The sequence below is a fragment of the Micromonospora sp. NPDC051296 genome, from assembly GCF_040682255.1.
Lineage (GTDB): Bacteria > Actinomycetota > Actinomycetes > Mycobacteriales > Micromonosporaceae > Micromonospora > Micromonospora craterilacus.
This window is the reverse complement of sequence record NZ_JBFBAO010000219.1, coordinates 1-11,972: the sequence shown is the minus strand read 5'-3', so window position 1 is coordinate 11,972 and position 11,972 is coordinate 1. Positions and strand designations below refer to the sequence as shown.

Sequence of the window (11,972 nt, the reverse complement as noted above, 5' to 3'; positions counted from 1 at the left end):
TCCAGCCGCAGCCGGCGGGCGGCCACGGCGAGTGCCTGGGTGGAGACGTCGGTGCCGACGATCTCGGTGAACCGGCGGTCCCCGATCAGCGTGGCCAGCAGCGCGCCCCCGCCGCATCCCAGGTCCAGTACGCGGCGGGCGCCGGCGTCGACCAGCGCGGCGTGCACCGCCTCCCGTCGGCGCGCGGCCAGCGACGCCCGGGGTGCCGTCTCGCGGGCCGGCCCGTCGTCCACGCCGTCGTCGGCGATCGGCTCGTCGGTGGGGCGTTGGGCGGCCAGCCGCTCCAGGGCCTGACCGGCCAGCGCCCGGCGGTGGGCGAGGTAGCGGCGGACGATCAGGCCGCGCTCCGGGTGGTCGGCCAGCCAGCCCGCGCCCGCCCGCAGCAGCTTGTCCACCTCGTCCGGCGCCACCCAGTAGTGCTTCGCGTCGTCCAACACCGGCAGCAGGACGTACAGGTGGTTGAGCGCGTCGGCGACCCGGACCGTGCCGGTGAGGGTCAGGTCGACGTAGCGGCTGTCGCCCCACTGCGGATGCAGTTCGTCGAGGGGTACCGGGGTGGCGGTGACGGTCCAGCCCAGCGGGGTGAACACCCGGGTGGCCACCTCGGCGCCGCCCCGGCAGCGCAGCACCGGCACCCGGACCTCCAGCGGGATGGCGGTGGCGGCCAACTCCGCCCGCTCCCGGGATTCACCGCGCAGCGCGGAGCGGTACACCTTGGACAGCGTCGAGGCGAGCAGGCTGGACGCGGCGTACGGCCGGTCGTTGACGTACCGCCCGAGGGTGAAGCTCTCCGGGGTCGCGGCCGGCTGCCGGCCGCGACCCCGACCCCGCGTGGCGGCCAGCTTCAGCGGGTCGACTTCGAGTAGCAGGGCGGCCGTGCAGCGCTGCTCGCCGGCCTCGGGGTAGAAGACGTGTGCGGTACCGACGGGCATGTCGAAGGCCTGCACCCGGTCGGGGTGCTTGATCAAGAGATGACCGAGGTCGGTCGCGGGGTGGTGCGTGGTGGTCAGGGTGAGCAGCACCCGCCCATGGTGTCAGCTCCGTCGATCTTGCGTCGTCCGGATTCTGGCGGGTGGTTGCCGTGGGATACGGCGGTGCCCCGCCGAGTTGTGGTCGGCGGGGCACCGGTGGTGCTGTCGCTCTTGGCGTTGGGCTAGGCCGTGAAGTGCGTGCGGCGGCGGCGGGCCAGCACGAAGCCGACCACACCGGCGGCGAGCAGTACGCTGCCGGCGCCCGCGATCAGAACGGTGTTGGCGCCGGTGATCGGCAGTTCGCCGCCGCCCTGGCCGCCGTCGCCGCCCTGGCCGTTCGCGTTGACGACGATCTTGGCGGTGTCGTTGGACGGCTTCAGGTCGGAGTAGAAGCCGCCGTCGCACTGGCACGGAACGTTGATCTTGACCTTGCCGGTCGCGTTCGGGGTGACCTTGTCGATCCGGAGCCCGAACTCGATGGTCTCCTCGTCCCCGGCCTTGATGAACGAGCTGGCGTAGCAGCGGTACGTGCGCCCGCCCGGCTCCCCCGGCTCGCCCCACTCGCCCTTGTTGCTCACCGGTGAGCAGTTGTCGGGGACCGTCACCGCGCTCGTGCCGGTGGGAACCCCGATCTCCAGGTAGGTGACCGAGGAGCCGCCCCGGCTGTAGTCCAGGGTGGCCGGGCCGTTGTTGCGGAAGCCGACCGTCGCCACGACCTCGTCGCCCTTGGCGCCCGAGACCTTGTCGCCGATCGCTTCGAGGTCCGTGCCGTTCTTGCCGGTGACCGTCAACGCGAGGCTCGACCAGTTGTTGTCCGGCTCGATGTCCGCCTGGGCGTTGCGCGCCGCGATGCTCGGGCCGACCTCGGTCAGCTTCAGCTCACCGTCGGTACCCGGCTCGCCCAGCGTGAAGCCCCGGTTCTTCAGGTACGCGTCGAAGTCCTCGAACTCGGCCGGCGTCATCCAGCCGATCTCGCCGTATGCGAAGCTCGGGGCGAACGCGTCCTTACCGACTCGGTAGGCGAGGGTGGTGTCGTAGCTGGCGCCCGGCGCGAGGTCGCCGTCGAAGTGGCAGGACAGCAACCGCGTACCCACGTAGGTGCAGTTCTTGTACCGCTTGTCGGCCTGGATGGCGTTGTCGTTGTAGAAGATCACGCTGGCGCCCTTGGCGACCGATGCGCCGGTGTTGGTGACCTTCAGCGGCGCGGTGAACGCCTTGCCCGGGTCGCCGGACCGCTTCGTGGACTGGCCGCCGGCCAGGTCGACGCCCTCGCCGACCCGCACCCGTGCCTCGTGGGTGACTGGTGCGAGACCGGCGCCGCTGGCGCTGACCTTGAGAGTGCCCGTGTCGCCGTCCTTCGCGTCCTCGGCCGGAGCGATGGCCACCTGGAAGAGGCCGCCGTAGCCCCATTCATCGAGGTCGACCTCATAGGGGTAGGTGCAGACCAGCGTGTTCGCCTCCGGCGCGGTGCACCAGCTGTCATCCGACGTGACCGTCGCCTTGCCGGTCAGGTCGGTGAAGTCGTACCGGATCGTGAAGTCGCGCACGACCACCGGGGACGAGGCGTACACGATCGTGCCCTCGACCTTCCCGGGCGAGCCGGCGGCAATGGTGGTGTCGCCGAAGTAGACGCCCAGCGAGATGTTGGCTTCCGTGGCCGAAGCGGGAGTGGCGGAGGCGGCGATGAGCGCGCCCGTCACGCCCAGCCCGGCAAGCCGGCGCCGGGCGGAGTGGGTCAGCATGAAGGGGGATCCTCCCTGTAAGAGTGCAGGTTGGGAGCCCCGGATATTAAGGATGATTTAAGGTTCTCGCTGTCCGTGCCGATCGCGAGGGGGCGAAGATCGGCCGAACGGCTGAGCGACAAGAGCCGATCGGGCCCGGCCGGACTGGACGGGAAGGTCGGGCTGGTGCCGGGTGATCAGCGGTAGTCGTCCTCGTCGGCGGCGACCACCCGCGCCTGCTCCATCGCGTCCCAGTCGTCGACCTCCAGGCCGCGGTGCGGCTCATCCTCGACCTCGGCGGGGTTGACCACGGCGGCCTGCTCGACCGCGTCGGCCGGCTCGGCCTCCAGGTCGCGTTCCTCCGGGCTCAGGTGGTCGCCGGGGGCGAAGTCCTCGTCGGGCTGACCCATTCGGTCCCTCCGGAATGTCGGCGGACGGTACGCACCCACGGTACGGGCTGCGCTGGTGCCTCGCTGGGAACCGACCTGCCGCCGGCCGAGGACGCCGGCCGGCTGCCGGGCGGCTGCCGGGCGGCTGCCGGGCGGCTGTCGGGCGGGCAAGGGTACGCCCCGGCTGGTGTCGAGTCGGTCGAATCGCCCCACCGGGGGCTGTCCCCGGTGCCAGGATGGTGCTGTGGGCTTCCTCATCCGACTGGCGACCACCGCCGTCGCGCTGTGGATCACCACGCTGATCGTGCCCGGGGTCGGGGTGACCGGACGGACCGGCTACCACAGCGCGTTCACCCTGGTCATCGTGGCGTTGATCTTCGGCGTGGTCAACGCGGTGCTCAAGCCGGTCATCAAGGTGGTGGGCTGCGTCTTCTACCTGCTGACCCTGGGTCTGTTCGCGCTGGTGGTCAACGCGCTGCTGTTCCTGTTGACCGACTGGATCGCCCGGGCACTCGACCTGCCGTTCCACGTCAACGGTTTCTGGGCGGCCTTCTGGGGAGCCATCGTGATGGCGGTGGTCACCTGGCTGATCAGCGTCGTGGTGCCGGACTCCGCAGGCCGCCGGTGAACCGGCCCGGTTGTGCCCGGGTGGCCCCGCTACGGGATACTGCCCGCGGAGGACAGCGCGGTCCGGCGTGCCTATGGAGAACAGGCGGCCCACGGCCGGCCCGCCATGGAGATCAGGCGGCCTACGGCCAGCACGCAAGGAGATACAGCGGCCGTACGGCCGACAGCGGCAAGTAAGGAGCGTTCGATATGCCCATCGCTTCCCCCGAGGCCTACGCCGAGATGCTGGACCGCGCCAAGGCCGGCCGATACGCGTACCCGGCGATCAACGTGACGTCCTCGCAGACGCTCAACGCGGCGCTCAAGGGCTTCGCCGACGCGGAGAGCGACGGCATCATCCAGGTCTCCACCGGCGGTGCGGAGTACCTCTCCGGTCCGTCCGTGAAGGACATGGTGACCGGCGCGGTGGCGTTCGCCGCGTACGCGCACGAGGTGGCCAAGAAGTACCCGGTCAACATCGCGTTGCACACCGACCACTGCCCGAAGGACAAGCTGGACAAGTTCGTCCGGCCGCTGATGGGGATCTCCCAGGAGCGGGTCAAGAACGGCCAGGAGCCGCTGTTCCAGTCGCACATGTGGGACGGCTCGGCCGTGCCGGTGGCGGAGAACCTGGAGATCGCCGAGCAGCTGCTCACCGAGGCCGCCAAGGGCAAGATCGTCCTGGAGATCGAGGTCGGCGTCGTCGGCGGCGAGGAGGACGGCGTCGAGAACGCCATCAACGAGAAGCTCTACACCACCGTCGAGGACGGTCTGGCCATGGTCGACGCGCTCGGCCTGGGCGAGAAGGGCCGCTACATGGCGGCGCTGACCTTCGGCAACGTGCACGGCGTCTACAAGCCGGGCAACGTCAAGCTGCGCCCCGAGGTGCTGAAGCACATCCAGGAGGCGGTCGGCGCGAAGTACGGCAAGGAGAAGCCGCTCAGCCTGGTCTTCCACGGTGGCTCCGGCTCGCTGCTGTCGGAGATCCGCGAGGCGCTCGACTACGGCGTGGTGAAGATGAACATCGACACCGACACGCAGTACACCTTCTCCCGTCCGGTGGCCGACCACATGTTCCGCAACTACGACGGTGTGCTCAAGGTCGACGGCGAGGTCGGCAACAAGAAGATGTACGACCCGCGGGTGTGGGGCAAGGCCGCCGAGGCCGGGATGGCCGCCCGCGTGGTGGAGGCCTGCGAGCACCTGCGCTCGACCGGCACCACGATGACCAAGTGACGCACTGACGCCGTACGACCCGGCGGCCGGTCCCGTTCCTCGGGGCCGGCCGCCGGTCTGTTCGCGCGTCGATGCTGGTTTGTTAACAGGGGGCCCTTCCTCTACCGGAGGCGTTAACAAGGGGCCCTTCCTTACCGAACCAGCAGGCGGACCGCCTCGTGGACGTCGTCGGTGAGGTGCACGGTGTCTGAGAGGTCGCCGAACGGTGAGGTGGCCAGCAGGGGGCGCAGCAGCGACTCCACCGGCAACTCCTCCGTCCAGTACGCACGGTCCAGGAACACGTACGCGCCACTGGCCCCGTCGGTGCCGTAGTAGGTCTTGGTGGCCGCCTGGAACACCTCCTGCACGGTGCCGGCCCGGCCGGGGGCGAAGACGATCCCGCCCCGGGCCAGCCGCAGGATGGTGTCCTCCCGGATGGCGTTCGAGAAGTACTTGGCGATCCGGCCGGCGAACAGGTTCGCCGGCTCGTGGCCGTAGAGCCAGGTCGGGATCGCCAGCCCGCCGCAGCCGGCCCAGTCCAGGTCGCCGGTGGCCAGCGCGGCCGAGTCCGCCCGGTAGGCCATGACCGGTTCGGTGCCGTTGCGCGGTGGCGTGACCGACCGGCCGAACAGTTCCCGGACCCGCAGCGCCGCCGCCGTGTAGCGGTCGTGGTCGGTGAAATCCGGCGCGGTGGCGAGCAGGTCGATGGCGGCGGTGAGGTCCTCGGCCGGCCGGGTCGACAGGTACGCGCCGAGGTTGGCGGCCTCCATCACCCCCGGCCCGCCGCCGGTGACCACCAGCCGGTGGGCCCGCGCCAGCTCCCAGCCCAGCACCGCGGCCATCCGGTACGACGCACTGCCACGGCGTACCGCGTGCCCGCCCATCACCCCGACCACCGACTGCGGCCCGTGGGTGGTCAGCCACGCCCGCGTGGCGTCGGCGAGCGCGTTGTCCACGCCGTGGTCGTGCAGCCGCTGGCCGAGCGCCTCCCGGACGTCGGGCAGCGCCCCGCCGTGGGCGCGGAAGTGCGCGTACACCCGGGTGTCGTACATCGCCTCGAACCCGCCCTCGGCGAAGCCGGCGGCCAGTTCCTCCGGGGTGTACAGGTGCGGTGGCTGGGTCGGGTACGGCAGGCCGGAGAACGGCGGCACCACGTTCGCGCCGCGCCGGACCAGGTCGGCACCGACCTGACGGGAGGTGAACCGGCAGCCGACGAAGAGCGTCCCGGCCACCTCGATGCCGCTGAAGTCGGGGGCCGGGTCCAGATCCAGCCGGAGCCCCTGGACGGTCAGGCCGACCAGGCTTCCGGTGGCCAGCCGACGGTCGAACTCGGCTCGGGTCTGGATCTCGTCTGTCCAGGTGTGCGGCTCGATGACGTCCGCGGGGGGTGGAGTCGGCACCGGATCATCCTGCCCGGCCGGCACAACCGCGCCGGATTCGGCCCCGCAGTGCCCGGAGAAGGGGGCGGGAGCCCGGCGGCCTGGCCGGGCTCCCGCCCTTCCGGTTCCTGGGGAGGCTCCGGACCCCCAGTTGTAGTGGAAATGACCGTGCGGTGGCATGGGCCGCAGGCGTGACGGACCTCTCGGCCGTTCAGCCAGCCGGCTTGCCGGACCCCCTCGCGGGCGCCCCTTCGAAGCGGGTTGAATGAGGCGATGCAGAACCTCTTGCCTGAGCCGCCCGCCACGCTCCTGCCCGCCGCCGACGAGGCCGACGCCACCCTGTCGGCCGCCGAGCAGGCCGGCAGCGACGCGGCGTTCGCCGAGGTGGCGGCCCGGTTCCCGACGTACAGCGCCGGCTGGGCCGCGTTGGCCGCCCGGGCCTTCGCCGAGGACCAGGTCGTCCCGGCGTACGCGTACGCCCGCACCGGCTACCACCGGGGTCTTGACCAGTTGCGCCGCAACGGCTGGAAGGGGCACGGCCCGGTGCCCTGGTCGCACGAGCCGAACCGGGGCTTCCTGCGCTGTCTCTACGTGCTCTCTCGGGCCGCCGACGCGATCGGCGAGGCCGACGAGGCCGCCCGCTGCGCCCAGTTCCTCCGCGACTGCGACCCGGCCGCCGCCGACGCGCTGGCCAGCAACTGACCGCAGCCCCCGCCAGCCCGAACTGTCCCCGGCCGGCCGTCGGGCTGGTCGGGCGACTCGGGCTGCTTGGGCTGCTTGGGCTCTCGGTGGGCTCCGCCGTCCCGGCGGCTGCTACAAGCCTTCGGCCACGGCTGCGGCGATCTTGAGCCAGGCGTCCCGGGTCGCCGCTGAGAGGTGGGCGTAGCGGAGCGGCTCGCCGGTGTCGATGAGCCGTTCGTACGGGGCCAGCAGCACGGCCCGGGTCCGTGCCGCGAAGTGTTCCTCGATCGCGGGCAGGTCGATCTCCTTGCGGGACGGCGGCATGGAGACCACGGTGACCGCCTGCCGGACCAGCCGTTGCCGTCCGCTCTGCTCCAGGTGGTCGAGCATCCGGGCGGCGGTCTCGGCCGAGTCGTTGCGCGCCGACATGGTGACCACCAGTTGGTCGGTGGCGTCCATCGCGGCCTGCCAGTTCTGCGCGCGGACGTTGTTCCCGGTGTCCACGAAGATCAGCTTGTAGAACCGGCTGACCACCTCGCGGATCTCGCCGAAGGCGGCGGCGGTGAGCATCTCGCCGCCGGTGGCCGACTCGTCGGAGGCGAGCACGTCGAACATTCCCTCGCCCTGCGAGCGGACGTACTGCGACAGGTCGCCGACCCGCCCGTGCGCACCGTGGAACTGGCCCAGATCCCGCAGCAGGTCACGCACCGTACGGGAGTGGAAGTCCTGCTGGGCGCGCATGCCGAGGGTGCCCTGGGTCTCGTTGTTGTCCCACGCCAGCACGTACCCGCCGCGCTTCTGACCGAAGGTCATCGCGAGCAGCAGGATGGCGACGGTCTTGCCGGCACCGCCCTTCGGATTGACCACGGTCACCTGCCGTAGCCCGCCGAAGTTGCGCCGCACCATCTCGATGTCCCGCTTGAGTTCCAGCTCGTGCCGCCCGGGTGGCAGCTTCACCAGACCCGTCTTGTTGACCACGGCGCGGACACCCATCGTCGCGACCGGGTCGGCGGGGCGCACCTGACGCCGCCGGGCGAAGTCCTCGGCGGTCGGCGCGGTGCCCACCTCCGGGCTCCAGGCCGGCTCCGGAAACGCCGGAGGCACCCGGGACGCGGTGTCCGTCGGCTGGTAGGGCCGCTGCGCCACCGGGGGCGCCACCGGCGGCGGCCCGCCCTGCTGCCAGGGCGCCGGGTTCCAGGCCGGCTGCGGCGGGAACGGACCGGGCGGCGGTGCCGCGTACGGCGGCTCCGTCGGCCCGGGGTAGGGCTGCGCGGGTGACCCCGAATCCGCCGGCTGCGTCGGCGGTCCCGGTGTCTGCGGCACGGGTGGCACCGGCCACGGCTGAGGAGCCGGTGAGGCGGGACTGTCGTACTGCGGTACGGGCGGACTTCCGTGCTGCGGCGCGGGGGTGTCGTACTGGGATACGGGCGCGAGGGGTGCGCCGGGTTGCGGCACGGGCGGCAGTTGGGTGGCCGGGGAATACGGGCCGGCCTGCTGGGGCACCGGCGGGCCGGGGGTGGGCTGCGGCACCGGCGGGAGCGGCTGGGCCGGTCCGGCCCAGGTGGGCCGTGGCGGATGGTCGGTGCTCCCGGGCAGTTCGGCGGCGCCGTCGGAGGCAGGACGCTGCGGTGGTTGCGCCCATGGCGATTCCGCTGGCGGGCGGGCCACCGGCGGGGCCGCACCGCCGCCGGGGCTGCCTTGCCCGGTGTCCGCCGTGGCGCCCGCACCGCCACCGGTGCCGTCGGGGCTGCCCGGCCCGGTGTCCGCCGCGCCACCCGAGTCGGCGGCCATGTCCGGCCCGGTGTCGCCGTCGCCGGCCGTGCCGGCGGGCGGTCGGGCGCCGGCCGGCGCGCCGTCGCGGGCGGGGGCCAGCGAGGTCGGTCGGTCGAGGGTGAACGGCAGGTCCAGGTCGACCTGGGCGGGCTCCGGCTGCGGCCCGGACGGCGCGGGTGGGCCCCACGCCGCAGCCGGCGGCGGCCCCGACTTCTCACCGGTGGTGGGCGGAGCGGCCGATCCCCACCCGCTGGTGGGTGGTGCGGCCGATCCCCACCCGGAGGCGGGTGGGGAGGGCGACTCCCAGCCGGTGGCGGCCGGCCCGTCGCCGGTCAGCGACGGGTAATCGGCGGGCGAGGTCGCAATGGCCGGCGGGTGGCCGGTCGGCGGAGCGGGCGGGTGCGCTGAGTGGCCGGTCGGCGGTTGGCTGATCGGCGGAGCGGGCGGGGACGCCGGGTGCGCGGGCGACGGTGGCACGGTGGGCGGCGCGGGTGGCGGGGCACCCCACGCGGGCGCGCCGAAGCCGTCGATCTGCTCCGGTGGCCAGAGGGGTTCGATGTCCCGTTCCGGCACCCCATGCTGGCCGGGCACGTGCACCCGGTCGGCGTTCTCGTCCACCACGGTTCCTCCCCATTCCTCCTGCCGAGGATAGGCCCACCGGCCGACCCGGACCGCCGGTGCGGGGCGCGGTCAGGCCGTCCAGACCGCCCAGGCACCCGGCTCGGTCCACCACGACCGCTTGCGGGTCAGTTCCCCCTCCACCCCGTCGTCCAGGTAGGGCAGCGCGCCCGCGTCCCGAGGCAGGACCGAGACGGCCCGGCCACGGGCCCGGCGGACCTCCAGGCGTACCCGGCGCCGGCCCAGCCTCGACCGGGTGACCACCGGAACGGCCACCGCCACCTCGACCAGCCCGTCGGTCGGGTCCGGTGTGGCGAGCAGGGTGACGTCGTCGAGCCGGGCGTACCCGCCTGCGTTGCCGATCGCACAGGCCAGCAGCGGGTCGTCGCCGTTGGTCAGGACGGCGTCGTCCACCTCGACCCGGCCGCGCCAGTGCAGCGGGCGCCCATCCTCGGCGGCGGCGCCGAGCAGCGCGCCGTCCAGGGTCACCGATCCGCCGTCGTTGCGCAGCAGGTCGAGCCGGCGGGGCGTGCCGTCGAGCACGGCGGCGGCCACCGCAGCAGGGTCGCGGGGCAGGCCGAGCTGCGCGGCGAGGTCGCGGTGCGCCGTGCTGCGCGCGGGGTCGAGTGGCAGTACGCCGACCGGCGGCAGGTCCGGCACGGTCCGGTTGGCGGCCAGGTCCGCCGGACGACGGCTGGGCGGTGGCGCGTACCGCCGGACCAGCCGGCGTAGCACGGCGCGCAACTGTGCGTCACCGGCCACGGCGACCACGAGCCGGGTCTTGGAGTCCGGGTCCGGCCAGGTGTGGCCGTCCGGTCGGGGCGGCCCGTCCAGTCGGGCCAGCACCTCGTCGATTTCCGCGTCGGAGCGGGCGGTCACCGTCTCGACCCGGGCGCCCCGGGCCGTCAGCGCGTCCGCGCAGGCCAGCACGGGGACGCGCGGCGTCTCGCAGCGTTCGTCCCGATCCTTGGCGGCCTCGTTCCCGCCGCCGCAGCAGGCTTCGCCGCTGCCGCACCCGGCCCCCGGAGCGTCCCGCTCCGAGCCCAGGGTGAGCAGCACCACGTCGTACACGGGTAGCTCCTCCTGCCTGCCAGCGCGACCCCTGCCGGTCGTGCCGTCACTACTTGTTAACCTGACACCCCGGGCTCGCTGACCGGTCGCCGTCTGGCACCCGAGCCTTCTGGAGGCGAGAAGATGCCAGCGATCGTGCTCATCGGCGCTCAGTGGGGCGACGAGGGCAAGGGCAAGGTTACCGACCAGCTGGGTGAGCGGGTCGACTACGTCGTGCGCTACTCCGGCGGCAACAACGCCGGCCACACCGTGATCACCCCCGACGGCCAGAAATACGCCCTGCACCTCATGCCGTCCGGCGCGCTCTCCCCGAACGCCGTGATCGTCATCGGCAACGGCGTTGTGGTCGACCCGAAGGTGCTGCTCACCGAGATCGACGGGCTCGCCGAACGCGGTGTGGACGTCTCCCGACTGCGCATCTCGGGCGACGCGCACCTGATCATGCCGCACCACCGGGCGCTGGACCGGGTGGTCGAGCGCTACCTGGGCAGCTCGCGGATCGGCACCACCGGCCGGGGCATCGGCCCGGCGTACGGCGACAAGGTCGCCCGGATGGGGATCCGGGTGCAGGACCTGCTCGACCCGGGCATCCTGCGCAAGAAGCTGGAGCTCGCGCTGCGCGAGAAGAACCAGGTGCTGTTCAAGGTCTACAACCGCAAGGCGATCGACGTGGACGCCACCATCGAGGAGTACTTGGAGTACGCGGAGCGGCTGCGGCCGTACATCGCGGAGACCCGGGTGATGCTCTGGGATGCGCTGGACCGCGGCGACACCGTGCTGCTGGAGGGCGCCCAGGCCACCATGCTCGACATGGACCACGGCACGTACCCCTTCGTCACCTCGTCGAACCCGACGGCCGGTGGGGCGTGCGTGGGTGCGGGCATCCCGCCGACCGCGATCACGAAGGTGATCGCGGTGAGCAAGGCGTACACCACCCGGGTCGGGTCGGGGCCGTTCCCCACCGAGCTGTTCGACGACAACGGCCAGCACCTGCGCAAGGTCGGCCACGAGTACGGCACCACGACCGGCCGGGAGCGCCGGTGCGGCTGGTTCGACGCGGTCGTGGCCCGCTACGCCTGCCGCCTCAACGGGGTCACCGACCTGGTGATCACCAAGCTGGACGTGCTCACCGGCCTGCCCACCGTGCCGCTCTGCGTCGGCTACGAGATCAACGGCAAGCGCGTCGACGACATGCCGATGACCCAGACCGACTTCCACCACGCCACCCCGATCTACGAAGAGCACGACGGCTGGTGGGAAGACATCACCAAGGCCCGCACCGAGGCTGAGTTGCCCGACAACGCCCGCCGCTACATCGCCCGCATCGAGGAACTCTGCGCCACCCAGGTCAGCGTCATCGGCGTAGGCCCCGGCCGCGAAGAAAACGTAACCCGCCACCCCCTCCTCCCCTAACCCCCCAGGCCCTAGGCCTCTCCCCATTGATCATGAAGTTGGCGGGCGTCGCAGCCGTCGAGCAGCTCGGTCAGCAGGTCGCCGTCGCGGGCGTCACCCTCGACGAACCGGAACCGCGGATGTCCTTCGCAGTTC

At 72.4% G+C, this 11,972-nt stretch carries 10 protein-coding genes; 4 read left to right on the top strand and 6 right to left on the bottom strand.

Features of this window, described 5'->3' with window-relative positions; genetic code table 11:
• The 3 genes from AB0M52_RS21765 to AB0M52_RS21755 form a co-directional block, all read right to left on the bottom strand.
• Positions 1-1,022: 3' terminal RNA ribose 2'-O-methyltransferase Hen1 (locus AB0M52_RS21765; RefSeq protein WP_363956510.1), on the bottom strand; the 1,022-nt coding region annotated here is incomplete at its 3' end.
• A 131-nt stretch (positions 1,023-1,153) separates the two neighbouring features.
• The gene (locus AB0M52_RS21760) at positions 1,154-2,713 is read right to left on the bottom strand and encodes an LPXTG cell wall anchor domain-containing protein (protein ID WP_363956508.1); all 1,560 of its coding nucleotides are present in this window, start codon (positions 2,711-2,713) and stop codon (positions 1,154-1,156) included.
• Positions 2,714-2,889: 176 nt separating this feature from the next.
• Positions 2,890-3,102, bottom strand: coding sequence for a hypothetical protein (locus AB0M52_RS21755; RefSeq protein ID WP_363956506.1), 213 nt, complete (start codon positions 3,100-3,102; stop codon positions 2,890-2,892).
• Between the two features lie 223 nt (positions 3,103-3,325).
• Here AB0M52_RS21755 and AB0M52_RS21750 point away from each other — a divergent pair, with 223 nt between their 5' ends.
• Positions 3,326-3,709, top strand: a complete 384-nt coding sequence (locus AB0M52_RS21750; protein WP_111216489.1) for a phage holin family protein — start codon at positions 3,326-3,328, stop codon at positions 3,707-3,709.
• 188 nt (positions 3,710-3,897) lie between these two features.
• On the top strand, positions 3,898-4,923 hold the full coding sequence (gene fbaA / locus AB0M52_RS21745) for a class II fructose-bisphosphate aldolase (protein ID WP_363956504.1): 1,026 nt from the start codon (positions 3,898-3,900) through the stop codon (positions 4,921-4,923).
• A gap of 131 nt (positions 4,924-5,054) precedes the next feature.
• On the opposite strand, the gene AB0M52_RS21740 is transcribed toward fbaA, so the two are convergent.
• Positions 5,055-6,302: a hypothetical protein gene (locus AB0M52_RS21740; protein ID WP_363956502.1), complete on the bottom strand. Its 1,248-nt coding sequence runs from the start codon at positions 6,300-6,302 to the stop codon at positions 5,055-5,057.
• Between the two features lie 252 nt (positions 6,303-6,554).
• Here AB0M52_RS21740 and AB0M52_RS21735 point away from each other — a divergent pair, with 252 nt between their 5' ends.
• The gene (locus tag AB0M52_RS21735; protein WP_363956499.1) at positions 6,555-6,983 is read left to right on the top strand and encodes a DUF3151 domain-containing protein; all 429 of its coding nucleotides are present in this window, start codon (positions 6,555-6,557) and stop codon (positions 6,981-6,983) included.
• Positions 6,984-7,094: 111 nt separating this feature from the next.
• On the opposite strand, the gene AB0M52_RS21730 is transcribed toward AB0M52_RS21735, so the two are convergent.
• Complete coding sequence (locus AB0M52_RS21730; protein ID WP_363956496.1) at positions 7,095-9,356, bottom strand: chromosome partitioning protein; 2,262 nt, start codon at positions 9,354-9,356, stop codon at positions 7,095-7,097.
• Between the two features lie 69 nt (positions 9,357-9,425).
• Positions 9,426-10,424: a hypothetical protein gene (locus tag AB0M52_RS21725; protein WP_363956493.1), complete on the bottom strand. Its 999-nt coding sequence runs from the start codon at positions 10,422-10,424 to the stop codon at positions 9,426-9,428.
• Positions 10,425-10,547: 123 nt separating this feature from the next.
• Here AB0M52_RS21725 and AB0M52_RS21720 point away from each other — a divergent pair, with 123 nt between their 5' ends.
• Positions 10,548-11,837: an adenylosuccinate synthase gene (locus AB0M52_RS21720; protein ID WP_363956490.1), complete on the top strand. Its 1,290-nt coding sequence runs from the start codon at positions 10,548-10,550 to the stop codon at positions 11,835-11,837.
• Positions 11,838-11,972: the final 135 nt, after the last annotated feature.